This window comes from Agriterribacter sp. (genome assembly GCF_035445465.1).
Lineage (GTDB): Bacteria > Bacteroidota > Bacteroidia > Chitinophagales > Chitinophagaceae > Agriterribacter.
This window is the reverse complement of record NZ_DAOMQT010000056.1, coordinates 1-26,143: the sequence shown is the minus strand read 5'-3', so window position 1 is coordinate 26,143 and position 26,143 is coordinate 1. Positions and strand designations below refer to the sequence as shown.

The 26,143-nt window shown below is 44.2% G+C and carries 26 protein-coding genes; 1 reads left to right on the top strand and 25 read right to left on the bottom strand.

Annotated elements, in window-relative coordinates; all coding sequences use genetic code 11:
* Window positions 1-28 precede the first annotated feature (28 nt).
* The 8 genes from PLE34_RS18530 to PLE34_RS18495 form a co-directional block, all read right to left on the bottom strand.
* Window positions 29-379 carry a helix-turn-helix transcriptional regulator gene (locus tag PLE34_RS18530; RefSeq protein ID WP_324559325.1) on the bottom strand — a complete coding sequence of 117 codons (351 nt, stop codon included), beginning with the start codon at window positions 377-379 and terminating at the stop codon, window positions 29-31.
* A 297-nt stretch (window positions 380-676) separates the two neighbouring features.
* Window positions 677-2,056: a tRNA uridine-5-carboxymethylaminomethyl(34) synthesis GTPase MnmE gene (mnmE, locus tag PLE34_RS18525; RefSeq protein WP_324559323.1), complete on the bottom strand. Its 1,380-nt coding sequence runs from the start codon at window positions 2,054-2,056 to the stop codon at window positions 677-679.
* Window positions 2,057-2,076: 20 nt separating this feature from the next.
* On the bottom strand, window positions 2,077-2,220 hold the full coding sequence (locus PLE34_RS18520) for a hypothetical protein (protein ID WP_324559321.1): 144 nt from the start codon (window positions 2,218-2,220) through the stop codon (window positions 2,077-2,079).
* A 9-nt stretch (window positions 2,221-2,229) separates the two neighbouring features.
* A complete protein-coding gene (locus PLE34_RS18515; protein WP_324559319.1) occupies window positions 2,230-2,589 on the bottom strand; it encodes an ExbD/TolR family protein in 360 nt (119 codons plus the stop codon).
* A gap of 132 nt (window positions 2,590-2,721) precedes the next feature.
* Entirely contained in the window at window positions 2,722-3,549 is an 828-nt protein-coding gene (locus PLE34_RS18510; RefSeq protein WP_324559317.1) for an energy transducer TonB, read from the bottom strand.
* Between the two features lie 55 nt (window positions 3,550-3,604).
* Window positions 3,605-4,135 carry an ExbD/TolR family protein gene (locus tag PLE34_RS18505; protein WP_324559315.1) on the bottom strand — a complete coding sequence of 177 codons (531 nt, stop codon included), beginning with the start codon at window positions 4,133-4,135 and terminating at the stop codon, window positions 3,605-3,607.
* Between the two features lie 40 nt (window positions 4,136-4,175).
* Complete coding sequence (locus PLE34_RS18500) at window positions 4,176-4,838, bottom strand: ExbD/TolR family protein (RefSeq protein WP_324559313.1); 663 nt, start codon at window positions 4,836-4,838, stop codon at window positions 4,176-4,178.
* Between the two features lie 67 nt (window positions 4,839-4,905).
* Window positions 4,906-5,769, bottom strand: a complete 864-nt coding sequence (locus PLE34_RS18495) for a MotA/TolQ/ExbB proton channel family protein (protein ID WP_324559311.1) — start codon at window positions 5,767-5,769, stop codon at window positions 4,906-4,908.
* A 318-nt stretch (window positions 5,770-6,087) separates the two neighbouring features.
* Between PLE34_RS18495 and PLE34_RS18490 the strand changes: the two genes are divergently transcribed.
* The gene (locus PLE34_RS18490; protein ID WP_324559309.1) at window positions 6,088-8,640 is read left to right on the top strand and encodes a zinc-dependent metalloprotease; all 2,553 of its coding nucleotides are present in this window, start codon (window positions 6,088-6,090) and stop codon (window positions 8,638-8,640) included.
* A gap of 44 nt (window positions 8,641-8,684) precedes the next feature.
* Here PLE34_RS18490 and PLE34_RS18485 read toward each other — a convergent pair whose 3' ends face one another.
* From PLE34_RS18485 to PLE34_RS18410, 17 genes are all read right to left on the bottom strand, one after another.
* Window positions 8,685-9,968: an ABC transporter permease gene (locus tag PLE34_RS18485; protein WP_324559307.1), complete on the bottom strand. Its 1,284-nt coding sequence runs from the start codon at window positions 9,966-9,968 to the stop codon at window positions 8,685-8,687.
* Window positions 9,969-10,045: 77 nt separating this feature from the next.
* Entirely contained in the window at window positions 10,046-11,419 is a 1,374-nt protein-coding gene (locus PLE34_RS18480; RefSeq protein ID WP_324559305.1) for an NADH-quinone oxidoreductase subunit N, read from the bottom strand.
* 105 nt (window positions 11,420-11,524) lie between these two features.
* Entirely contained in the window at window positions 11,525-13,003 is a 1,479-nt protein-coding gene (locus tag PLE34_RS18475; RefSeq protein WP_324559303.1) for a complex I subunit 4 family protein, read from the bottom strand.
* A 3-nt stretch (window positions 13,004-13,006) separates the two neighbouring features.
* Complete coding sequence (gene nuoL, locus PLE34_RS18470; protein ID WP_324559300.1) at window positions 13,007-14,899, bottom strand: NADH-quinone oxidoreductase subunit L; 1,893 nt, start codon at window positions 14,897-14,899, stop codon at window positions 13,007-13,009.
* Between the two features lie 55 nt (window positions 14,900-14,954).
* A complete protein-coding gene (gene nuoK, locus PLE34_RS18465; protein WP_324559298.1) occupies window positions 14,955-15,290 on the bottom strand; it encodes an NADH-quinone oxidoreductase subunit NuoK in 336 nt (111 codons plus the stop codon).
* A gap of 122 nt (window positions 15,291-15,412) precedes the next feature.
* On the bottom strand, window positions 15,413-15,913 hold the full coding sequence (locus tag PLE34_RS18460) for an NADH-quinone oxidoreductase subunit J family protein (RefSeq protein ID WP_324559296.1): 501 nt from the start codon (window positions 15,911-15,913) through the stop codon (window positions 15,413-15,415).
* Entirely contained in the window at window positions 15,913-16,497 is a 585-nt protein-coding gene (nuoI, locus tag PLE34_RS18455; protein ID WP_324559294.1) for an NADH-quinone oxidoreductase subunit NuoI, read from the bottom strand. Before nuoI ends, PLE34_RS18460 begins: the two co-directional genes overlap by 1 nt.
* Window positions 16,498-16,584: 87 nt before the next feature.
* Window positions 16,585-17,631 carry an NADH-quinone oxidoreductase subunit NuoH gene (gene nuoH, locus PLE34_RS18450; RefSeq protein ID WP_324559292.1) on the bottom strand — a complete coding sequence of 349 codons (1,047 nt, stop codon included), beginning with the start codon at window positions 17,629-17,631 and terminating at the stop codon, window positions 16,585-16,587.
* A gap of 88 nt (window positions 17,632-17,719) precedes the next feature.
* A complete protein-coding gene (locus tag PLE34_RS18445) occupies window positions 17,720-18,856 on the bottom strand; it encodes an NADH-quinone oxidoreductase subunit G (protein ID WP_324559289.1) in 1,137 nt (378 codons plus the stop codon).
* Window positions 18,857-18,903: 47 nt separating this feature from the next.
* Window positions 18,904-19,032 carry a GxxExxY protein gene (locus tag PLE34_RS21915; RefSeq protein WP_502875890.1) on the bottom strand — a complete coding sequence of 43 codons (129 nt, stop codon included), beginning with the start codon at window positions 19,030-19,032 and terminating at the stop codon, window positions 18,904-18,906.
* A gap of 166 nt (window positions 19,033-19,198) precedes the next feature.
* Window positions 19,199-20,551 carry an NADH-quinone oxidoreductase subunit NuoF gene (gene nuoF, locus PLE34_RS18440; protein WP_324559287.1) on the bottom strand — a complete coding sequence of 451 codons (1,353 nt, stop codon included), beginning with the start codon at window positions 20,549-20,551 and terminating at the stop codon, window positions 19,199-19,201.
* A gap of 113 nt (window positions 20,552-20,664) precedes the next feature.
* Entirely contained in the window at window positions 20,665-21,159 is a 495-nt protein-coding gene (gene nuoE / locus PLE34_RS18435) for an NADH-quinone oxidoreductase subunit NuoE (RefSeq protein WP_324559285.1), read from the bottom strand.
* A gap of 108 nt (window positions 21,160-21,267) precedes the next feature.
* Window positions 21,268-22,515 carry an NADH-quinone oxidoreductase subunit D gene (locus PLE34_RS18430; RefSeq protein WP_324559283.1) on the bottom strand — a complete coding sequence of 416 codons (1,248 nt, stop codon included), beginning with the start codon at window positions 22,513-22,515 and terminating at the stop codon, window positions 21,268-21,270.
* A 53-nt stretch (window positions 22,516-22,568) separates the two neighbouring features.
* Window positions 22,569-23,072, bottom strand: coding sequence for an NADH-quinone oxidoreductase subunit C (locus PLE34_RS18425; RefSeq protein ID WP_324559282.1), 504 nt, complete (start codon window positions 23,070-23,072; stop codon window positions 22,569-22,571).
* An 85-nt stretch (window positions 23,073-23,157) separates the two neighbouring features.
* Window positions 23,158-23,748, bottom strand: a complete 591-nt coding sequence (locus PLE34_RS18420) for an NADH-quinone oxidoreductase subunit B (RefSeq protein ID WP_324559280.1) — start codon at window positions 23,746-23,748, stop codon at window positions 23,158-23,160.
* Between the two features lie 28 nt (window positions 23,749-23,776).
* Window positions 23,777-24,193, bottom strand: a complete 417-nt coding sequence (locus PLE34_RS18415) for an NADH-quinone oxidoreductase subunit A (protein ID WP_324559278.1) — start codon at window positions 24,191-24,193, stop codon at window positions 23,777-23,779.
* A 208-nt stretch (window positions 24,194-24,401) separates the two neighbouring features.
* Window positions 24,402-26,093, bottom strand: a complete 1,692-nt coding sequence (locus tag PLE34_RS18410) for a tetratricopeptide repeat protein (RefSeq protein WP_324559276.1) — start codon at window positions 26,091-26,093, stop codon at window positions 24,402-24,404.
* Between the last annotated feature and the right edge of the window lie 50 nt (window positions 26,094-26,143).

Here is a 26,143-nt window from a genome sequence, read left to right as displayed (position 1 = left end):
AACCACAACCAGCCGTTTGAAAAAAGAATTATTCTATTTTTACCGGACAGCAATGTTTTGGAATCGACGATTTTCTTTTAAACCGGTACAGTGTCCGTACACCTACACCTATCAGTTCAGCAACATCTTCGATACTGATCCAGTCGCCTTTAGGTTTTTCCTTTTCAGGCATAACTGTAGGTATTCCTTTACTTAACGACTGTTTCAGTAATTGATCATTGGTTTCAAGAATTGTCCGGGTGATTTTTTCTTCTTTTTTTCTTTTCTTGTAATTACGTCCGGCGCATTTGAGAGAGCAAAATTTAGTGACTGTTTTTTGTGCGATAAATGACTGCTTGCAATGCTGGAAAATTTTCTTGACACGAATGTTTGAACTCATTTTACCTGGTTTTTGGCGGTTAAAGTATCAGTCAATTGTCCGGTTAATTAACCGTTGCTCTGCCTTGAGCTGCCCCTAACTGACTGGAACTGTATAGAACTGCCTGTAGCTGTCGCTATTTGGCCACCCCTATTTTTTTCGCTTCGATCTCATTGCCTTTTTTGGCAAAAGATACAAATGGGGCCAAACCCTACAATGAAAGTTCGGTAAAATGCAATAAATTTAACTTTTGTAAACAATTGCTTTTCAGCAAAATAATTAAGTGAAGGTAAAATAAGTTAACTGAAATAACCCCGCCTATTTTCCGATACAAAACTTCCCGAATATCGTTCCCAGTATATCGCGATCAATTTCTACCTGCCCGGTTATTTCACCTAAGTAATGCAGGCAGCGGCGGATATCTAAAGCCAAAAGATCCCCGGTAAGATTATTATCCATACCGGTTTTAATATCGTTCAAACACTCCAGCACTTTTTGCAGGGCGGCAAAATGCCGGGCATTGGTAACAATGGTATGCTCGGTTTGGATGGTTTCCCCTATGGCTTTTTCATACATCACTGATTTCAGTGCTTCAATGCCCTCTTTATTTTTGGCAGATATGTATATCGCCGCCGGATCTTTTCCGGAAGCATTTGCATGAAGATTTGCGGGGGAAAGCTGGTCATATTTATTATATACTTCAATAACCTTTTCACTGTATGGCTTCAACCATGTAATTCCCGACTGGTCTGTATCAGTCAGGTCTCTAAGGTGAATAATAATATCCGCTTTTTCTGCATTGTGCCTGCTGCGTTCAATACCCAGCTTTTCAATACGGTCGGTAGCATGTTCCCGGATGCCCGCGGTATCTACCAGGCGAAACAAAACGCCGTTAATATTCAGCACTTCTTCAATAGTATCCCGTGTTGTGCCCGCTATGTCGCTTACAATAGCCCTTTCTTCATTGAGCAAAGCATTCAGCAGGGTTGACTTACCGGCATTGGGCTTGCCAATAATGGCTACGTTAACCCCATTTTTAATAACGTTTCCTAATTTGAAGGAGTATAGCAATTGTGTGGCAGAGGCCGTTAACTGCGCAATGAGCTGCTCCAGTTGCGGGCGGTCGGCAAATTCTACATCTTCCTGCGAAAAGTCGAGCTCCAGCTCAATAAGGGCCGCAAAGCCAATCAACCGGTCGCGCAGGTCCTTTAAATCGGATGAAAAGCCGCCCCGTAATTGTTTAAGCGCTGTTTGTTGCGCCGCCAGGGAATGCGCCGCAATAACATCCGCAACGGCTTCTGCCTGGGTAAGATCCATCTTTCCATTTAAAAATGCCCTTTGGGTAAATTCACCCGGCTTAGCCAGGCGGGCTCCTTTTTGTATACAGGCCGCTATGATCTGTTGCTGAATAAAGGGTGAGCCATGGCAACTGATCTCTGCTATATTTTCGCCCGTGTAGGATTTGGGCGCTTTGTACAGTGATATCACCACTTCATCCAGTTCCTCTTTTTCATTTTTTAGCATCCCCACATGCAGGGTATGAGTGGCCTGGCGCAACAGGTCTTTGCCTGTAAATAATGCATCTGCAATAGCAATACTATTTTCACCGCTTAGCCGTATAACGCCTATTGCTCCAATACCCGGGGGAGTAGCCAGCGCTACAATCGTATCATCCCATGCTGAAAATGTGTGCAACATGCGGCAAAAATACAATTTGGTTAAGGTGCAGCCGCCAGTAATTTTTTATCTGCTTCATCCATATCAGCCATAGCATATTTTTGTATGCCGCTTATCGTCATCTCATCTAATGCGGCTACTAACTGCCGGTAGTTGCTTTGTAATCCCGGTTTAATAATTACCATTAATGCTGCCTAGTTGCCCAATGCCTGCCGCTTTTTTGTAATTATATTACGCAATGCTGCCTGATCAAGAAACAGGTTCATCATGTGTATACCGGATGGCTTTTGTGCAAAACCTTCATAACATACCGTATTGCCGTTTTGCCCTAATAATACCGTTAGCGTACGGCTTTCTGCAAAAGGTGCAGCCGGTCCATCGGCAGGCAGCAGCAGTTGCATTGCTGTAGGTTTGTTTAACACGGTATTAAAAATAAAGAATGTAATAAGTAAAAAGCCCAGGTCCACCATGGGTGTCATATCAATGCGTAAAGTTTTGATTCCGGCAACGCGGTATTTTGCTTTTCCCTGTACCGGAAGGTTAAGATCGGCCATAGCATTCGTTTATATCATAAGACAGGGATTTCATGCCTTTCCATAAATTGTTTTATGATTTCTTTGGAGCATAAAAAATCCCCGCTGTTTGATAACAACGGGGATCGTATAAACATGATTATTAAAAAACTACTATTCCTCAGCGATCTGGAAAGTAACCGGCTGTTTACGGTACGCCTTTACTTTACGTCCGTTTTGTTCTGCCGGTGTCCATTTGGGTCCTCTTTTGATGGCATTTACGCAAATTTCTGCCAGCTTGGTTCCTTTCATGGTCAGTGCTTCCACTTCACTTATATTTCCTTCCCTGTCCACAATGAACTGAACTACACAGGTACCTGCTTTACCGGCATCCTGCAATTCATCAATATAGCGGTTTATTTCCCGTTGAATGTACTTTGCCCAGGCTTTATCTCCTCCGGGAAACTTGGCTTCAATTTCCACCTTCTGAAACACTTTATCCTCATCATCCACCACCGGTGCGGCAACTACGCCACCCTTGTCTTCAACAGGGGGGGCAACTATTCCCAGATCTTTTACACCTTCCTGGTTAATGGTGCTAATGGTAGCTTCTTTTAACTCTTCAATTTCTTTCATTTCTTCTTCCGGCTTCACCTCTTCATCCTTTACCACTTTAGGTGGGGTAAACTTGGCCATTTCAACCTTTGGCGGATCTGGCGGCTTTGGCGGCGGCGGCGGCGGCGGTTCTATTGGCTTTTCCTCCTGCACATTGGTCAGTTCCACATCTTTAGCTTCTATTACTACTGCTTTTTTAGGCCCTTCCAGTTTTTCTCCCAGTAAAGACGCCAGCACAATAAATAAAGCCAGGGATGCGGTAATGATCAATGCGGTAGTAAGCCTCTTGTTATATTTTGACCGCAGTTCATAAGCGCCGTAGGATTTATTTCTTCCCTCAAATATAATATCGAGAAGACTGGCGCCAGGTATTTTGCTTACATCCATGATGACCTTTTTTAATTAAATTAAGATGCGGGGATTTGCATAAATCCACAAACTTTTACTGAATATTGTTGGCTTTTTCTGTTGCCACCAGTAATTCATTTTCAACCGGTGAAATAGATACCAACGCATATTTCTTCACTTCAATAATAGCCATTTCATCCAATATGGCCACTACATTCTTGTAGCTGGCTTCATCATTGGGTTTAATTACCACTACAAAATCATCGGGTTTGGTTGATTTCTTTTTATTGATAATAACTTCCCTTACATCTTTGTAGTTGGTATTCTCTATTTTAGTAGGATCATCTCCTTCATAATAATACAACCCGTCTGATTTACCCAGCATGATCGTTAAAGCACCGGAAGCCTTTACCTTGGTTTGTTCGTCCAGGTTTTCGGTATCCTTGGGCATAATCAACTGCATAGCCGTAGGCTGTGCCATGGTTGTGGAAAATATAAAGAAGGTGATCAGCAGAAAACCAAGATCCACCATCGGGGTCATGTCCACCCTGGTAGAAAGCTTCTTGGCTTTTTTGACGCCCGGCCCTTTTTTCCCGCCACCACCTGATACATCTATATCTGCCATAAAACTGGTTTTAAATGATTATTAAATAGGTTCAACTTTATTAACTGCCGCCGGCTTTTTTAATGATATCCTGCTTTGTATTCCAAAGCGGCGTGCCAACGGGAGCATCCTGGAACTTGGTTACCAACTGAAACTTATTGATATCATTTCGCTTAAAAGCTTCCAGTACGTTTCTAACAACCGGGAACTTTGTATCACTATCCGCTTTGATCAGCCAGGTTATTTTTTTACCGGCGTAGGTAGATTTTGCATCCCTTACCCAAAAATACAATTCACCTCCGGTAGAATCAGGAACGGGAATACCCGGCTGCCTTACATTTTTTTGCTGTTCGGGGTCCATAGACAACAGCTCTTTCATTCCGGCAAACGGCACACCCAGGCTGGGCGCATTGGTAAAAGCCTTGATATTGGCTGGGCTAAGCCCCAGTTGCCGGGTTTCATTTAAGTTATTGGCTATGGATTGCCTGGCATTGGGGTCATCCATCTGAACAAATACCCTTCCATCCTTATCTATGGTTACCAGAAACGCATCCATTTCAGGCACTTTATCGGCCGAAACGGAACTGGGGAATTTTACTTCCACCGGTTCTTCCGGCTTAAACTTGGTAGCAAGGATAAAAAAGGTAAGGATCAGGAAGGACACATCCACAAAGGCGGTCATATCAACCCAGGTACTTTTCCTTACTATTTTAGCTTTACTCATTTCACAAATATTTTAACTGACTTATTAAGATGCAATACCGCTCACATTCCATACGCCATTGCTCAACTTATTTATATTGAGAGGCGAAGCTCTGTGTAAGCGTAAATCCTGATTCGTCAATACCATATGTAATACCGTCAATCTTAGTAGTAAATATATTATACATAATAAGGGCGAAAGCTGAAGTGGCAATACCAAGAGCGGTATTATATAATGCTTCAGCAATACCAACTGCCAATGCAGCAGCGGCGCCTGCTCCGCCTTCTTCACCTAAGGCTCCGAACGACCGGATCATACCCATTACCGTTCCCAGCAACGCTACCAGTGTACCTACGGAAGTGATGGTAGACAAGAAAACAAGATTTTTTTGCATCATCGGCAATTCTAAAGCGGTGGCTTCTTCTACTTCTTTTTGAATAGCCACTACTTTTTGTTCTGTAGTAAGTTCAGCATCGGTGATCAGCTCTTTATAGCGCCTGAGACCCGCTTTCATAACATTACCTACAGAACCCTGCTGCTTATCGCATTCGGCAAGCGCAGCATCTACATTTTTGTTAGCCAGGTGATATTGCACTTTTCTAACAAATTCAGAAATAGATCCTTTTCCGGATGCTTTACTGATGGTAAGAAACCGTTCAATAGAAAATACAATTACCATTAAAAACATGCCGATTAGTATAGGTACGATAATACCGCCTTCATAAATACCGTGCAAAGCACCAATAGGGCCTGCATGGCTCGGCCAAAATCCACCTTCCGGATCAGGCTTGGTAAAGCCGGACGCACTACCCAAAATAAATCTCCAGATAATATACCCGGCAATAATACATACAATAGGAGCCAGCCATGAAATAATGTTGCTGCCTCCTCCCTTTGGTTGAACTGATGTTGATGCCTTCACAGCAGACGCGGTTGGTTTAGTTTCAGCCATAACTCTTGTTTTTTTGAATTAAAGATTTTACAATTTTAAAAGTGTGTGGTTTTGATTCACAATTCTACTGAAAAAAAAAATTAAATTGTTTAAATACCAGCAGAAAAAGTTTTATTTGGGAGGCACAATATAGCAAATTTCTTATACCAAACAACAGATTTGCATTTTGTTTTTATAACCTCAAACGGTTACCAGCATCGTTTGTGTTAGGCAAACAATATATTTGCACCGTCAAAATACCGCTTCCTGTAAAAACAGTATGATTTTTTTGTTACCGGTCATTTCATCCCGCAACCTTAAATATTATTTACAATGTATATGAAACAATTCATTTTAACCTGTTTGCTGCTTACCGCGGCAGGAACCCTGACTGCACAGGATAAAAAAAAGCCTGCTGCACCTGCCCCTGCCGCACAGGCGCCGGCATCTCCTCCTGCCCCTCCTAAAAAAGGTCCTCAGCTTTATAAAGAAGTTATTACAAACAAAGCCAGAACAGATAGCGGGTTGTTTTGGGTACATAAAGTAGAAGACAAATATTATTTTGAAATAGCAGATTCCCTTTTAGGGAGGGATATCCTTGTTGTAAACCGCATTTCAAAAGCCGCAGCCGGTATGCGCAACTTCTTTTTCGGATATGCCGGCGACCAGATCGGGAGTAACGTGATCCGGTTTGAAAAAGGCCCCCATAATAAATTGTTCCTCAAAAAGGTTTCTTTCGATGAAATATCCAAAGACTCAACACAGGCAATGTATAAAGCCGTTAATAACTCCAACGTATTACCTATTGTAGCTGCATTCGATATTAAAGTTCTACCTACAGATTCCACTGCAACCGTTATAGATTTTACAGATTACATTTCGGGCGATAATGATGTATTGTTTTTTTCGGGAAATGCTAAAAGCACTTTCCAGGTTGGCGCTTATCAGTCAGACAAATCGTATATCACCGATGTAAAAAGCTACCCGCTTAACATCGAAATTAAAACCGTAAAAACTTACAGCAAAGGTGGTGGCGCAGGCAGCCTTGCCGCCGCCAGACCTCCGGCAACAGCCGGCTCCACGCAAAGCGTAATGTATACCCTTGAGCTCAACAGCTCTATGGTATTGCTTCCTGAAACACCTGCCAGGCAACGTTTTTTTGACCCAAGGGTAGGGTATTTTGCCAGGCGCTATACCGATTTTGACGCTAACCCCCAGGGTGTAAAAGATATTTCTATTATCGTTCGCTGGAAGCTGGAGCCCAGGGAGGAAGACGTGGAAAAGTACAAAAGGGGGGATCTGGTAGAACCTAAAAAACAGATCGTATACTATATTGACCCGGCTACACCTAAAAAATGGGTTCCCTATCTTATACAGGGCGTTAACGACTGGCAACCGGCGTTCGAGAAAGCGGGATTTAAAAACGCCATCGTTGCCAAACCGGCGCCGGCGCCCTGGGAAGACTCCACCTGGAGCCTCGAAGATGCCCGGTATTCCGCTATCGTATATAAACCTTCCGTTGTGGCCAATGCCAGCGGACCTAATGTACACGATCCCCGCTCGGGAGAAATATTAGAAAGTCATATCAACTGGTATCACAACGTAATGAACCTGCTTCGCGACTGGTATTTTATTCAATGCTCCCCAACAGACCCGCGGGCCCGTAAAATGGAATTTGATGATGAGCTCATGGGGCAGCTGATCCGTTTTGTTTCATCGCACGAAGTAGGACATACGCTTGGACTCCGCCATAACTTTGGCTCAAGCTCTTCTACGCCGGTTGAAAAACTAAGAGATAAAGCATGGGTGGAAGCCAACGGGCATACCCCTTCCATTATGGATTACGCCCGGTTTAACTATGTGGCGCAGCCAGAAGACAGCATCTCCCAAAAAGGTTTATTTCCTCGTATAGGCGATTATGATAAATGGGCCATTGAGTGGGGCTACAGGTGGTTTCCCGGGGCTGCCACACCAGAGGAAGAAATACCTGTTTTAAACAAACTGACCATTGACAAGCTAAAAGACAAACGTTTTTGGTTCGGCACCGAATCCAACGCCGATGATCCGCACTCTCAAAATGAAGACCTGGGCGATAACGCCATGAAAGCAGGCGCCTATGCCATTAAGAACCTGCAGCGCATTGTACCCAACCTCATGGAGTGGACCAGGGAACCGAATGCGGATTATGAAAACCTTTCCGCCTTATATAACCAGCTCACCACCCAGTACGGACGGTATATGGGGCATGCCGCTAAAAATATTGGCGGCATATATGAAACGCCAAAAACAGTGGAGCAGCAGGGACCCGTATATGCCTATACGCCAAAAGCCATTCAGAAAGAAGCAATGGCTTTTTTGATCAAACAATTGTTCGTTACCCCGCAGTGGCTTATCAACAACGATATCCTTAACCGCATTGGCAATACAGGCATATCGGTAGTGAGCAGCAGGCAGGAAGCTGTTTTAAACCGTATCATCAGCACCAACACCATCAGCAAATTGCTGAGCATGGAAGCCGAGCTCCATAATGATGCTTACAAGGCAGCCGATATGCTGGATGAGCTGAAGCAGGGTATATGGACGGAGCTTAGTGCAAGGAAACCGATTGACATTTACCGGCGGAACCTGCAAAAATCGTATGTAGAAAGGATTGGTCAAATCATCAGCCCGGCGTCTGTATCTCCTTTAGGGGGCATTTCATTCCGCATTGGCGCCCCTGCAGCTATGACGGATACCCGGAAAAGCGATATCATTTCAGTGCTTAAGGGTAACCTGCGTGCCTTGCAGGCAGAAATAAAAGCGGCATTACCGGCTACCGGTGACAGAATGACCAAGTATCATTTGCAGGATGTGAATGACAGGATTGGGAAAATACTGGATCCGGGGAAATAGTGCTGTGTTAAACGTGAGAAGTGAAAGATGGTGAATTGTACTCACTATTCGTACCGCAGCGCCACAATGGGATCTAATTTAGAAGCCTTCCATGCCGGGTAAATGCCTGCCGCCAGTCCTACGGCAGAACAAATTAGAATAGCTATCAATATCAACAACCAGGGCACAAAAAACGGCACCTTCATCAGCATGCCCACCAAGTTGCCTACAATGATGCCCAGTATAATACCAATGGCAGCTCCCATTAAACTGATGAGGATAGATTCAAAGAGGAACTGTTGCCGGATATTCTTCTTTTTACCCCCCAGGGCCTTTACCAGTCCTACTTCTTTTGTTCTTTCCGTTACCGCTACCAGCATAATATTCATTAATCCTATGGCTGCTCCCACGAGGGTGATAAATCCTATACCCCCCGCCGCTAATGAAATACTTCCCAGCAGGCCAATAAAGGTTTCGGCCAGGGCATCGCTTTTATCAATATAAAAATTACTTTGTTCGGTAGTAGTAAGATTCCTGATAGGACGGAACGTGCCTTCCGCCTCTCCAATGGCATCATTCAACTGGTCTACATTATCTACCTGCACGCCTATATAGTAGGAGGAGTTACCTACCGTAAATAAACGCCGCAGGGTATTATAGGTAGTAAATACCGCATTATCGGCCTGCATAAAGGAACTGCTCCCCCGGCTCTTTAAAACACCTATCACCCTGAACTTGTTGGCGCCAACTCTTATAATCTTATCCAATGCCCTTTCTATCCTGTCGCCAAAAAATTTGTTTGCCACATCATACCCCAATACGCATACATTTCTGCCGCTTTCAATATCTAACTGACTAAAATTGCGACCATGCTCGACTTCATAACCGTTCAGGGCAAAATAATTTTCATCGCCCCCCGACACACGCACATTGGGATTGGTTTTTTTATTTTCAAAAAAAATGGTTTGTGAGCTTACACCACCCAGGCCTATGCTTACTTTTGCCGGGTAATTGTACCGCTGCTTAAAAGCTTTAGCCTGCTCATAGGTAATAGGCTTACCGGTATTTGATTTTTTTATTTTTTTATTGGTGCTGCTGGTGGTTTTGGTAACATCCCCGCCGCCGCCGTCGCCAAAACGGATCTGTCTTTCCCTGAAGCGGATGCTAAAGGAATTGGCGCCCATAGTAGCAAAACTGTCTTTTAAGCTGGAGTTCATGGCCTGAATGGCGGTGATAATGCCTACCAGCGCCATTATACCAAATGCTATAATGGCAACAGTAATGCCGGTACGCAATTTATTGCCACGAACGGTTTTATACGCCAGCCCAATGGTATCCTTTATATTCATGCGTGCATAATGTAACTTAAAATTACGGATACATCTTCCATCTGCAAAATGGCTTGTGATGAACGGAACAGGTATTTTTAATAATACAGTCCCTTTAGCAGCAAATTGGGGAACACACCTAAAAGAATAATAAGCGCAGCGGTGATACATAAGGTAATCCTGAAAACAGGAGAAACCGCTGTAACCTGCGCATTTCCGTCTTTAAAATACATGGACTGAATAACACGGAAATAATAATAAGCGCTTACGGCAGCCATTAATACGGCAAAGATCACCAGCCATAAGTGGTTACCGTTTTTTACAGCGCCCATGAGCATATAATACTTGGCAAAAAAGCCGGCAGTTAGCGGAATTCCTGTAAGCGAAAGAAGAAAAACCGTATTCGTTAAAGCAAGCAGGGGTTGTGTTTTGCCCAGCCCGTTAAAGCCCTCCAGTGAAAAATCTTTCATTTTGGCCAATACGGCAAAGCTGCCTATTGTTGCTAAACTGTAAGCTGCAGCATACAGTATCAGTCCTTCCCGGGCAAAAGTATTTAATCCAAACAATGCAAACATCATAAAGCCGGCATGCGCTACACTTGAGTAGGCCAGCATTCGCTTTACACTTTGCTGAAAAACAGCGGTAATATTCCCGATAAATAAAGTAGCAGCAGTAAGCAGGGCAATTAATAACTGCCATTGGCTATGCATTTTACCAAAGGCGTTATCAAACAAATGAAGGAATGCCATGAAGGATGCCACCTTAACGATGGTAGCCATAAAAGAAGTAACCGCCGTAGGGGCGCCATCATACACATCAGGCACCCAAAAATGAAAAGGCGCCGCACTCACTTTAAATGACATGGCAACCATCAGCAGCACGATGCCGATAACCATCATAGGCTGCAGCGCTGCAATGCCTATGTTCATGCTTTCAATATAAAAAGTACCTGTAGCTCCGTATAAAAAAGCAATGCCCATGAGCATGATACCGGTAGAAAAAACACCCATCAGGAAATACTTAAGCGAGGCTTCATTGCTTTTAAGGTTTCGTTTGTCGCTGCCTGCCAGTATATACAAGGGAATGGTGATGATTTCAATTCCGAGGAACAGCATCAGCAGCGTGTTAAAAGAAACCGCGATGCCTACGCCACAAAGCACAAAAAAGATCAACGCGTAATATTCATATACATCCGGGCCTATAGCTTCAAACTCTCTTGCGTTCAATATAAAAAAGAGTAAAGTACAGGCAAAAGCAGTAGCATTGAAAATTTGGCCGAAAGGAGTGAATTTCAGCATTTGCCCGATATCTGCGTAGATATACCAGATATTGTAATATTCAAGAAAGTTAACCGTCAGCAGCGCAACCATTCCCAGCAGGGCAATATACTTTGCCAGGGATTTCTTTTTCAGAAAAATTCCACTGAACATCATTACCACACCCCATAATGCCGATAATATAATTGAACTCATAATATTATAATAAACCCTTTTTGAGTTGTTATTTCATTTTTTTAATACCCCCTTCTCCCTCTTACTATCTTACTATCTTGCCGTCTTACCATCTTACCTTTCCCCCTACAATCCCATTAACCGGTTCATAAATACATTTACGGTATCTTTTGTAAGTTCCGATAACAGCTTAGGATACACGCCCAGCAAAAGAATGATGATCAACACCACCGTTAGCGCTGCCGCCGTGCTTCTTTTTATTATACCCGTACCTGAAACGGTAAGGTTATTGGTGTTGCCGTAAAATACTTTTTGCACCATGTTGAGCGTATAAACCGCCGAAAGGATTATCGTTGTTAACGCGATGGCTGTAGTCCATTTCCCATACTGGAACAGTCCGTTAAACATTAAAAATTCTCCTGCAAAAGCGTTGGTCAGCGGCAAAGCAATATTAGCCAGGGCAATGATCACTAAAAAAACGGTGAGTGCCGGAGCGCTGGATGCTAATCCGCCCAGTTCAGATATCTTTCGCGTACCAAAATGTTTTTCTATCAGCTCCACTACTATCCATAGCCCGATAATATTAATACCATGGTTGAACATCTGCAGCATTACGCCTTCGGTTCCGCTTTGATTACGTGCAAATATAGCGGCGCACATTAATCCCACGTGCACAATAGAAGAATAGGCAACCAGGCGTTTCAGATCGTCCTGCACCCATGCAATGCAGGAAGCGTAAACCATTCCTGCCACTGAAAGGCCAATGATGATATGCGTAAACTGCACGGTAGCATAAGGGAATACCGGTATCAGCCAGCGGATGAGGGCAAATACACCCATTTTTACCATTACCCCGCTCAGGATCATCGTAACCGGCGATGCCGATTGTTCATAAGTATCGGGCTGCCAGGTATGAAAAGGGAAGAGAGGCATTTTTACAGCAAAAGCGGCAAAGAACAGCCAGAAAACCAGCTCTTCCTTTCCCGGCGGAAGCTTGGCTTTCAGAAATGAATGAATCGAAAAGCTACCGTCGGGCGTATGCAGGTATACATAAATGATACCGATCATTAACAACAGCGATGCAGCAAAAGTGTATACAAAAAATTTAAATGTTGCCTGTATGCGTTTCTCACCACCCCATTGTGAGGCAAGGAAATAAACAGGAATAATAGCCAGTTCCCAGAAGAAGTAAAACACCAGCGCGTCCATAGCGCAAAACACACCCATTAAACCCGCCTGGGACAGCAGCATCAGGCCATAAAAATTATTGGGCTTTGAATAGCTGGTATTATACGTAGTTAAAAAAGCCAGCGGAAAAGCCAGCGCAGTCAGCAAACACAGCATTCGCCCCATACCATCATACATGAGCGCAAAGCTGCTTCCGATGGAAGGCATCCACACATAGCTTACATTATTAAAATGAAAATAATTTTTATCTGTAAAAAAGAAACTGACAGCTACAATGGCCACTGTAATAAAAGAAGAAATAAGCGCCCATCGTTTTGCCTTACCGCCTTTCGTTAGAAAAAAAGCTACCAGCCCGCTCAGCAGGGGGAACCATATCAGCAATTCCGGGAATGTAATTAAAACGTCATTAGGGTTCATAGCTTACAGTACAAACAATTGAATAATAAATAAAATCAACAATGCCACCACCATCATCAAAATATACGCACCCACCTGTCCGTTTTGCAGCAGCCGTAACTGGCGTCCGCCATAGTTAACGAGTTTGCCTACGCCATTTACCATGCCGTCTATTCCGAGTTTTTCTACTACATTGTTCAATAGTAAAGATAACCGGCGCAATGGCTGAACAATAACCGCATTATAGAGTTCATCTACATACCATTTATTTTCCAGCACTTTGCCAAAACCTGTTGCAGGCTCCATATCCGGTTTTTTGCTGAACCGGCTTATCGCGTATAGTATGGCAAGCGCCGATAAGCCCGCGGAAACACCCATGAGCAGGTACTCTGTTGCATGGTCCAGGTGAGGAGCATGTTGCAGTGCAACAGAACCGGCAAAAACAGGCGAAAGAAAATGTTCGAGCTCATGTGTGCCACCCAATACTGCCGGGATGCCCAATAACCCTGCAGCGGCAGATAGTACTGCAAGAATGATCAACGGCCAGGTCATCGCCCTAGGGGCCTCATGCAGATGCTGTTCCTGCTCCTGTGTTCCCCTGAACTTTCCGAGGAAAGTTGTGGCGTACAGCCGGAACATATAAAACGCGGTGAGCACCGCACCCAGCACACCAATGATCCAGTAGATTTTATTTACAGAAAACGCCGCGGCTAAAATCTCGTCCTTTGAAAAGAAGCCGCTCAGCGGCGGAATGCCCGCAATGGCAATACAGGCTACTAAAAAAGTCCAGTGCGTAATGGGTAATTGCTTTTTCAGTCCGCCCATTTTCCTCATATCCTGTTCCTGGTGCATAGCGTGTATAACAGAGCCGGCGCCAAGAAACAATAACGCCTTAAAGAAAGCATGCGTCATTACATGAAATACTGCGCCGGTATACGCACCCACCCCTAAACCCAAAAACATATAGCCCAACTGGCTTACGGTAGAATAAGCCAGCACTTTTTTTATATCATTTTGTTTTAATGCAATAGTTGCCGCGAAAATAGCGGTAGCCAGCCCAATTACAGCAACCACTCCCTGCGTGGTGGGAGCGAGCGTATATAAAATATTACTTCTTGCTATCATGTAAATACCGGCGGTAACCATGGTGGCGGCATGTATGAGCGCCGATACGGGCGTAGGGCCGGCCATGGCATCGGGCAGCCAGGTATATAAAGGTATCTGAGCGCTTTTGCCAACCGCACCCAGAAAAAGCAGCAGGGTTATGCCTACCAGCGTAGTATCATTTAATGGCATGCCGGCTGCCTTACCCAGCACATCTGTAAAATTTAAAGAGCCAAAATGCTGGATCATCCAGAATACCGCCAGCAGGAAACCGAAGTCGCCAATGCGGTTCATAATGAAAGCCTTTCTGCCCGCAGTGCTGAAATCCTTATTCTTAAACCAGTAGCCTATTAACAGGTAAGAGCACAGGCCTACACCTTCCCAGCCAATGAACATAATGAGATAGTTGGCGCCAAGCACCAGCAACAGCATGGAAAACACAAAAAGATTAAGAAAGGAGAAGTACCGGGCATAATGAGCGGAGGTTTCTTCATGCATGTATGCAGTTGAATATACATGAATCAAAAAACCCACGCCTGTTATGATAAGCATAAAAATGGCAGACAACTGGTCTACCTGGAAAGCAAAGGGTATTTGCAATGAACCAATGGAAATAAAGTCGAAAAGCTGTACAACGCCGGTGTGCCCCGCTTTTACCTCAAAAAACAGGATAACGCTGATAATAAAAGAAGCCAGTATAACCCCACTGCCAATGATGCCGGTGAGCGATTTGGATAAGCTTTTCCTTGCCAGACCGTTGATCAGAAAACCGATCAGCGGAAAGAGAGGAACCAGGTAAACTAATTTACTCATATCAGATCAGGTACAGCAGATAAATGAAGAAAGCCTTGATTTATCACCTGTACATTTAATGTTTTAGTCTGTTCAAAAAATTCACGTCAATGGAATGCGTATTACGGTACATCATTACAATAATCGCCAGCCCCACACTTACCTCGGCTGCGGCCACTACCATTACAAAAAACACGAACAACTGCGCGTCTGTTCCCGCTTTCGTGGCCGCATCAAAAGCAGAGGCAGACAAGTAATGCATTTTTGAAAATGCCACCAGCAACAGGTTAACCGCATTCAGCATTAACTCAACACACATAAAAATAATGATCATGTTGCGGCGGGTTAATACACCTATAATGCCGATGCAAAACAACGCCACTGATAAAAATATATAATGATTGATGGTCATATTCGTTATACAAGTTTCAGGTTGCAAGTTTCAGGTTACAGGTTACAAGTTTCAGGGTTCAGGGTTCAGGGTTTATATTACAAAATGCGCTTCACTTACCACTTACCCCGTACCACTAACCATTAACTCTTCTTCCCTATCACTACTGCCCCAACCATTGCGCTTAAAAAAAGCACACTGCTTATTTCAAAGGGCAATATATAATCTTTAAACAATACCATTCCCAAATTATTGATCAGCCCAATATCTCCTGTTTGCATTTCCACTTCACGGCGCATAGCTTCTGTATCTTTTAAAGCGGCTACCAGTACCAGCAGCAGGCTGCCTCCGGATAGTACACCCGCAAAGGTGAGCCACTTCTTTTTTAGTAGCGGAGGGGGCATATTAAGGTTCATAAGCATCACTACAAAAAGAAAAAGCACCATAATAGCGCCTGCATAAACAATAATATTTACAATGGCCAGGAACTGCGCGTTGAGTAATACATAATGCCCGGAAATAGCAAAAAATGTTACGATCAGCCAAAGTATGCTGTATACAGGATTTTTGCTGAAAATAACCATCAGCGCACTGCCAAGTGTTAATACAGTAAGGAACCAGAAAAGAAGCTGTGTTATTCCCATTATTTTAATTCGTTCGTTTTGGTATGTTTCAGGGCAAGATTTTTCTTTTTATCTATAAGTCCTTTTGCCCTGGCATATTCTTCCGGCCGGGTAACCGGATCGGGGATAAGGAGATCGGGCTTGCCATAAATAAAGCTCTTGCGGTTGTAATTGGCAGGTGCAAAGGTTTCACTTAAATAGATAGCATCTTTAGGGCAGGCCTCTTCGCATAACCCGCAAAAAATACAGCGCAACATATTGATCTCATATTTGGCCGCATATTTTTCTTCCCTGTATAAATGCTCCTCACCGGGCAAACGTTCGGCTCCTTCCATAGTAATGGCTTCCGCCGGGCATGCTACTGCGCAAAGCCCGCAGGCAGTGCATCTTTCACGGCCTTCTTCATCACGGTTCAATATTTGCAGACCCCTGAATACCGGGCTAAAGGGACGGGTTTGCTCGGGGTATTGTATGGTTACTTTCTTTTTGAAGAAATGTTTGAGCGTAATAGCCATCCCCTTAAATATCTCCCACAGATATATCCTTTCGAGCCAGTTCATCGGCCTCCGGTCTACCATTTTGGCTCTTTGAGTTAACGCATCCATAATTGCTCCTTTGATTCTTCCGTAAAGGAAGTTTTAAAAGTTGTACAAAAGTATTTTTATCAGCTATACCACCCAACTAATTCAATGCTATTTCATCATAAGCAGCACTACCGCCCCGGTGATCACCATATTCAACAGTGCCAGCGGAATTAACGTCTTCCATCCTAAATTCATCAGCTGATCGTAACGGAACCTCGGCAAGGTCCACCTTATCCACATGAAAATAAAAATAAGAATGAAGGTTTTGCCGAATAACGCCAGCAATCCAACCAACAGCGCCGTAATGCCCGAAAGCTTTGCTTCATCAACAAAAGGCATATCATACCCGCCTAAAAATAAGGTAGCTATAATAGTACAACTGATGAACATGTTGATATACTCAGCAAAAAGGAAAAAGCCCAGTTTCATAGAGGAGTACTCCTGGTGATATCCCATATTCAGTTCGCTTTCCGCTTCGGGCAAATCAAAAGGAGCGCGGTTACATTCTGCCAGTGAACAAACAAAGAACAGGAAAAAACCTAAGGGCTGGTAAACGATATTCCACCAGTTACCCTGTATCTGCTGTTCGGTGATGGTTCTTAAGCTGAGCGATCCTGTAAGCATAAGCAATGCAATAAGTGAAAGTCCCATTGCCAGTTCGTAACTGATAGCCTGGCTGGCACCCCGTAGTGCCGCCATCAGAGAATACTTGTTATTGCTTGCCCATCCTCCTATCATCATACCATAAACACCCAGACTTACTACGCCAAAAATATACAGGATGCCGATGTTAATGTCGGCTACCTGCAAATCAACGATCCGCCCGCCCAGTTCCACTTTGCCGCCCCAGGGTATTACCGCCGAGGTCATCATAGCAGTTAGCATGGCCAAACAAGGGCCGAGGATAAACAAAAATTTACTGGAGTTACTGGGGATCACCTCTTCTTTGAAAAATAATTTCAACCCATCCGCCAGCGGCTGCAGCAGTCCGAATGGACCCGCCCTGTTAGGACCAAGCCTGTCCTGCATAAAGCCGGCCACTTTTCGTTCGGCATAAGTAGCATACATGGCCACTACTAATGACACAGTAATGATAATGGCGATCAATATCGCTTTTTCCAACGTAAAAGCCCAATCAAAAGCGAGTAATGTCATACGTTTTATATTCAGATAATCTGTCAATTGGTTGAATCATGCTTTACAGGATTAGCTGCTTCACCGCCGGTTGGCTCTTTTTTCTCATTTAGCTTTCACTTTGCGCCGGTGACGGCTTGTCATTTATCTCTTTCTTTTTCTTAAAATCGCTGGAATGTGCCGGGCCCGGTATGGCTGCCAGGTTAAGCTCCGGCGGGTTCACCTCACTTACATTGTGTATATTCATTAGCAGGTTGGGCTGCCTGCCCTTCATTATTTTGCTGAAGGTTTCATTGGGCTTTGTTGTTCCCACCTTCCCGGAATAATGCCCCTGGGATATTACCGAATGACGGTTAATTTCAGCAGGCCCTTCAATTTCCCAATCATGGATATCTTTCTTTTCAAACCGGCATTCATTACAAATCCAGTCTTCCACTTCGCCCCACTGGTCTTTACGGCCGGTAACGCGCAGTATTTCATCGCCTCTTAGCCAGGCATGTACTTTACCGCAGCATTTGCTGCAATTGCGGTGTGCCTTTACGGGTTTGGTAAACCATACCCGGTTTTTAAAACGGAAGGTACGGTCTGTTAAAGCGCCCACAGGGCAAACATCAATTACGTTGCCTATAAAATCGTTATCCAACGCTTTTTCAATATGTGTGGCAATCTCTGCATGATCTCCCCTGTCTAATATGCCATGCACTCTTTTATTGGTTAGCTGGTCGGCTACGTATACACAGCGATAACACAGGATGCACCTTGTCATGTGCAGTTGAATGTAGGGCCCCAGGTTATGTTTTATGAATGTTCTTTTCTGAAACTCGAAACGGGTGCCTTCCGTTCCATGCGCATAGCTCAGATCCTGCAAATCGCATTCGCCGGCCTGGTCGCAAATAGGGCAATCCAGCGGGTGGTTGATCAACAAAAACTCCACTACGCCTTTTCGCGCCTCCAATACTTTTTCACTGGTAATATTTTTAACGATCATGCCATCCATTACGGTGGTTCTGCACGATGCCACTAATTTGGGCATGGGTCTCGGGTCTGCCGTTGAGCCGGCTGCCACTTCCACCAGGCAGGTGCGGCATTTACCACCACTCCCTTTCAATTTGGAGTAATAGCACATAGCGGGTGGCGTTACCTCACCTCCAATTTGCCTTGCGGCATTGAGGATGGTGGTACCCGGCTCTACCTCAACGGTGATGTTGTCAATAGTAACCCTGAATATTTTTTTTTCTTCAGCCATAGTTTATGTTTCACGCAAAGCCACAAAGGAGGCTAAGGCACAAAGTTTTATAAGTTATTGACTATTTTATGAATACCATCTTTAATTAAAACAACATTGAAGTTTACCAAAAGCCCCAGCCTTATATCAGTCAGTTTCAGATAAGTTTTTACCTGGCTGAAATGTACAGGAGCCAAAGTTTCAATAGATTTCAATCAATCAATACTTTATTATCAATGATCACATCCGCTCTGTAACACAGGTTAACAATCAATCTTGACAGCTTATTTTCTGTCATATTTTGGTGTTATTCTTTTCAGGTTAGTCCTAAGGCTTATTTATCCTTTGCGCCTTTGCGTGAAACTACACCGCCACTTCCCTCGGGTCAGCGTAATGCGCCAGTCCATAATTTCTTCTCAAACATTCTTCCGGATTAAGCACATGCCATTCAAACTCATCGCGGAAATGACGTATTGCCGCCGCCACCGGCCATGCAGCCGCATCGCCCAGCGGACAAATGGTATTGCCTTCAATTTTACCCTGTATGTCCCACAATAAATCTATATCGCTCATCTTTCCTTTGCCCGTATCTATATTCTTTAAAATCTTTTCCATCCAGCCCGTTCCCTCACGGCAGGGGCTGCACTGCCCGCAACTTTCATGACGGTAAAACCGGGCCAGGGTATAGGTATGCTTTACTACACACTGGTCTTCATCCAGCACCACAAAGCCGCCGCTTCCCATCATGCTGCCTGTAGCAAAGCCACCATCGCTCAGGCTTTCGTAATTCATATAGCGCGTTTCGCCCTTAGCGGTTTTTAATAATAAATTAGCCGGCAAGATAGGAACGGAAGAACCACCCGGTATGCAGGCTTTCAGCTTTTTACCGTTGGCCATACCGCCGCAATATTCGTCGCTGAAAATAAATTCTTCCACGCTGATGGTCATATCAATTTCATACACACCGGGTTTGTTGATATTACCACAGGCCGATATCAGCTTGGTGCCGGTTGAGCGCCCTACGCCAATTTTTGAATAGGCTTCGCCACCCATATTAATAACCGGCACAATAGCCGCCAGGGTTTCTACATTATTAACCACGGTGGGCCTGTCCCACGCGCCTTTTATTGCCGGGAACGGGGGTTTAATACGGGGATTACCTCTTTTGCCTTCGAGCGACTCGATGAGTGCCGTTTCCTCTCCGCAGATATATGCCCCTGCCCCGCGATGTACATATATCTCACAGTCGAAACCGGAGCCTAATATATTTTTTCCCAGGAAACCATTTGCCTTTGCTTCTGCAATTGCCTGCTCCAGTATATCGGGTATCCATGCGTATTCACCGCGGATATAAATATAAGTGGCGTTACTGCCTAAGGCAAATGAGCTAACGATCAGTCCTTCTATGAGCAGGTGCGGAATGAATTCCATCAGGTAGCGATCCTTAAAAGTGCCCGGCTCGCTTTCATCGGCATTACATACCAAATGGCGGGGAACACCTTCTGGTTTGGCAATAAAGCTCCATTTTAAACCTGTAGGAAAACCCGCGCCACCCCTGCCGCGTAAACCGCTCTTTTTCACTTCTTCCACAACAGCTTCCGGCGTCATTTCCTTAAACGCTTTTTCCACGCTGGCATAGCCGCCATTTTTACGGTAGGCATCGTAATAGCGGATACCTTCAACTCCCGCATGTTCTAATAATAATTTTTTACTCATATTATAATTAACGATACTATACTTTAGATCGTTTAATTTTTTATTTCACCTCTCACCATTCACCACTTCTCACAACAGCCTGCCGGCTGGCAGGTTTCACGTTTGACTCAGCACTAATTATTTACCGCGGCATTTTTCCTGCAATCTTCTATAATTGTATCTACTTTTTCTTTGGTAAGATGTTCTTTATAATGTTTTCCCAACTGCATCATAGGCGCATACCCGCATGCTCCAAGGCATTCCACTGTTTTCAATGTAAACAAACCATCGGAAGTTGTTTCACCCGGTTTAATACCCAGGCGTTCGCCAATATAAGCAATAATATCATCGCTGCCATTGATCATGCAGGGCCCCGTTTGGCACACTTCAAACAGGTATTTACCTACCGGCTTCAGGTTATACATCGAATAAAAAGTAGCTACCTCATATACTTCAATAGGTTCCAGGCTGAGCAAAGAAGCTACATAGTCCATGGCTTCGGTACTCAGCCAGCCCCACTGTTCCTGTGCCATGTGAAGCACCGGCAATAAGGCGCTTTTTTGTTTCCCCTGGGGGTAACGCGCAATGATCTCGCTTACCTTTTTTAATTTTTCTTCCGAAAATTCCATTTTAAAATTTTCAAGCCAACCTTGCGGCCGGCAGGTTTGGTTTTCAAAGTCCTGTATGCGGTCTGACGCTCCTTCGTCGCGTACCGACCGTCCACATTTTCACATTTTCTATGCATCCATTTCTCCTGCAATCAAATTCAGGCTGCTCATTATCACTACGGCATCGGCAAGCATGGAACCCTTAATTAATTCCGGATATGCCTGGTAATAAATAAAGCAGGGTCTGCGGAAGTGGAGCCGGTAAGGCGCTCTTCCGCCATCGCTGATAAGATAAAAGCCCAGCTCGCCATTACCACCTTCCACGCTATGATATACTTCACCAGCCGGGATCTCGGTTTCCCCCATAATAATTTTAAAATGCCAGATCAGGGCCTCCATTTTCGTGTATACATCCTGTTTAGGAGGAAGATAATATTCCGGCACATTGGCATGGTACACTTCGGATGCCGCGCCTTTGAACTGCTGTATCTTTTCGTATGCCTGCCGTATAATTTTTAAGGATTCCCACATCTCCTGGTTACGCACCAGCCAGCGGTCGTACACATCGCCCGTAGTGCCAACGGGGATATTAAATTCAAAATCCTGGTAGCTGCTATAAGGGGTGTGCACCCTTACATCGTAATCTACACCCGATGCCCGCAGGTTAGGCCCGGTAAAGCCATAGTTCAGCGCCCGTTCAGCGGTTATTGGCCCGGCGCCCACCGTACGGTCTATAAATATCCTGTTGCGCTGCAGCAGGTTTTCAAATTCCTTTAAAGCAGCAGGAAACTCATTTAAAAACTTGTCTAATTTTTGCCAGGCGGTAGCATTAAAATTTCTTTCAAACCCGCCTATCCTGCCAATATTTGTGGTGAGCCGCGATCCGCAAATTTCTTCATAGATTTCGTATACCAGCTCGCGGTACTGCATTACATACAGGAATACCGAAAGCGCACCCGAATCTACCCCTATCACCGAATTACAGATAACATGATCGGTTATCCGGGCCAGCTCCATAATAATAACGCGCAGGTAATCTACGCGTTTCGGCGTTTCCACGCCAAGCAATTTTTCACAGGTCATGTGCCAGCCCATATTATTAATAGGACTTGAGCAATAGTTCAGCCTGTCGGTTAATGTGGTGATCTGGTAGAGGGGCCGCCGTTCTGCAATTTTTTCAAATGCGCGATGGATATAGCCTACCGTTGCCTCGGCCGATACAACCCGTTCCCCGTCTACTTCCAGGATATTCTGAAAAACGCCATGCGTTGCAGGGTGTGTGGGCCCGAGGTTAAGCGTGGTGGTTTGCTTTTCAATGGAACCATCGGGCAGTTTTATATTTTGTTCGCTGCTATATTGTAATACGTCTTCTGTCATACATTACCCTTACGGGCATTTTCTTGTATTGATTAAATCGCGCCCTCATCATCTTATCTGCCAAACATTTCATCGTCTTTATCAACCCTTGTCTGGTCTTCCAGCGGGTATTCTTTCCGCATCGGAAAATAATCCATTTCTTCTACGTTCAATATGCGTTTAAGACCGGGATGACCAACGAAATTAACACCAAAGAAATCATAGGTTTCTCTTTCCATCCAGTTTGCGCATGCATACAACTGCGTGGCGGTATATACATCCGGCTTTTCTATAGCGGTAAATATTTTAAAGCGTATGCGTACATTATCCCTGATATTGTGCAGGTGATATACTACGGCCAGTTCCCTGCCCTTATTATCGGGGTAATGCACGGCCTGCAGATCAGTAAGAAACTGAAACCCCAATTCAGGATCATCATATAAAAACTGAAGCACCTTAAGATTGAGCGCTTTGGGCACCTCAAACGTAAGCATACCGTATGGTTCTGTGAAGTTGGCCGCTTCATCGCCAAACTGTTCTAATAACCGTTTTTTAATATGATCGTTGGTTAACTCCATCTAAAATCTTTATAATGATCCTTTTGTTTTCAACATGGTGCGGAACTCCTGTATCCCCTTACTCCTTATCCCTTACCACCTAATATTACTGTATCCCGTAACTCAGCATTAGCTGCTGATACTTTTCTCCGTTCCTTCTCCTGATGCTTTCTTTGCCTACCAGTTCCTGCAGGGCCAGCACACCGTCTAATATGCCTTCGGGCCTGGGCGGGCAACCGGGTACATAAACATCTACCGGAATGATCTGATCTATACCCTGCAATACGGAATAGCTGTCAAAAATACCACCGCTGGATGCACAGGCGCCTACCGCTATTACCCAGCGGGGCTCCGACATTTGTATATACACCTGTCGTAACACAGGAGCCATTTTTTTTGCTATCGTGCCCATTACCATCAGCATATCGCACTGGCGGGGGGTGAACCCCATCCTTTCTGAGCCAAACCTGCCGAAATCATAATGCGCTCCCATGGTGGCCATAAATTCAATACCACAGCAGGAAGTAGCAAATGGCAGCGGCCACAGTGAGTTTTTACGCGCCAGCCCAACTACTTCGCTGAGCTTTGTAGTAAAAAAACCTTCGCCTGTGTATCCTTCAGGAGCATCTGCTATACCAATATATCCCCCGTGATCTCTTTCTTTAGGTGTTATATTAAACCGAACCGGACGTGCCATAATTAAAAATTTAAAGTATCAACTGCTACTAATCTTCCCATCTCAGGGCGCCCTTTTTTATAATATAGTAAAATCCCGCCAGAAAAAAGCCAACAAAAGCAAGCACAGCCACAAAGCCTTCCCAGCCCAACTCCCTGAAATTTACCGCGTAGGGATAAAAAAAGATCACTTCCACATCAAACAATACAAATAATATAGCTACCAGGAAATATTTAACTGCAAGCGGCTGGCGGGCATTTCCACTGATTTCGATGCCACTTTCAAAATTCTCCAGCTTTTCGGCTGTGGGCCTTTTTGGACCCAGCCAATGCGTTACGCCCATCATAACCACTACAAACCCAACCGCAAAAAGCAGTTGCAGCACAATAGGAAAGTAATTAAATGAATTATTTACATCTGTGGCCGAAGACGCCGGAAGGGACTGAAGTAAAAAATAAGGTATCATTCTCGTCTTAAGATTACTTTTTCAACAGTAAACGGAAGAGCAGCATATATTATTTGCAAGACGGAACTGCTAATTTCCGTTTCCTGTATAGTGTAGCTTTAATCCAACCGCAAAAATAAGGCAGCATTACCTAATAACCATTATTTAAAAAAATAAAACCCCAAAACCAGTATTGATTTTGGGGCATTGTATTTAAAGCTTCTTTTACCTATTTCTTTTGTGGCTTGGCCGCCGTGCTGCTGCTTTTATTAGCCGCTCCTGCTTTGGGTTGTGGCCGGTCTAATGCTTTTTGCAGGATATCCCTGTTGTTCTTTGCATCAATGTTATTAGGATCAAGGCTGATCATTTTATCGAGATAATATATTGCCTTCTCGTATTCTTTCAGCGTGTTGGCATTATAACCTGCCAGGTATCCATAGGCTAACATTAAAGAAGATTTATACTTTACGGAATCAACGCCTGCAATTTCAATGAACCTGTTAGCATCTTCAACAGGTGCAACAGAAGGTATTCCTGAAGCTACGGCACTGGTATCTGCCATCCATTTTGTACGGAATCCTCCATAGTATCCCTGCATATCATCCGGGTATTTTTGCTTATATAAATTGAACACACTGTCGGCTGTTTCATATTTTTCGCCATAAAAATTCTCCCAACCTGCATAATAGAGATCTAATTTACCATAGCCGGTATCTATAGACAGTATCCTGGTAAGCCAATCGGCTGATTTTGCCCTGTTGTCAATTTTCTTGTACATATTAGCTGCCGCGGTTGCAAAAGCAACCCTTTCTTTAACAACTGTGTCCATTTGGATGGCTTTATCAAAATAGCTGTCGGCCTGTTCCAGCTTATCGGGGAATTTGGCCGATATTTCCGCCATTTTCACAAAGTTGTCGGGCAAAAACAGTGACGAATCTCCTTTAGAAAAAAACAACTCCATATTTTGCAGCGCATTCAGGGAGTCGCCTAATTTATCGTACGCGTATGCTTTTACGCGGTACAGTTTGGCACTGGCATTATCCCCTTCTTTCTGTAACTTTTCATCTGCCCTGGCAATGGCACCTTTAAAGTCGCCCGAAGCATATACCAGGCTGATCTCTTCTGCTTCAACAGAAGGCGTGAAATCGGTATTTGCCTTATATTTTGCGAAATAATCCCTTGCTTTATTTACATCACGTGAATACCAATAGGTATATAAATCATAATAAGCCGGGGCATAAGCCGGATCAAGCGCTAAAGCCGCTTCATAATGTTTCAGAAATATGCCGGCCTGCTCCTGTCCCTGTGTAACGTAAATTTTACCGATCTTATACTCCGCCTCTGCCAGGTTAGGATCAAGCGAAAGTGCATTCTGATAGGCTGTTACCGCCGCGCCGCCATCTAATAATTTCCGGTATGCATCGCCCATATTAATGTATACAAAAGGCTCCTTAAACCGTTTCACCTCTGTAGCCTGCTTTAATTTTTCAATGGCATATTTTGCGTCCCCATCGGCCGCATCCACATTAGCGCGGCCCACTGCGTTCAAAATATTCACCTCTTTACCTTTCGTAAGGCTAATGGCGGTTTCAAAGCGCTGACGTGCATCGTTGCCCTTATGCTCAAGCAGTTCAACGTGCCCCATGCCAACCAGCAATAAAGGATCGCTGCCTTTGGCCTGTAAAGCCGTTTGATACACTTTTGCCGCACCTGCAATATCATTTAACTCAATTAATGTTTGCCCCAACCAATAAGCGGCATCCACATCACCGGGTTTCGCTGCAAGCGCTTTTTCAAGGGTTTCTTTTGCGCTATTATACTTTTCGTAGTAAAAGAATTTCCTTCCTTCATCTACTGATTGCGCAAAAGCAACATTGCACAGTAAAACAGCAGCTACCATAAATCTGAGTGTGTGCTTCATCATTTTTGATTTGAAATTTTGGTTTTGGTAAATAAATATATTAAAAATTA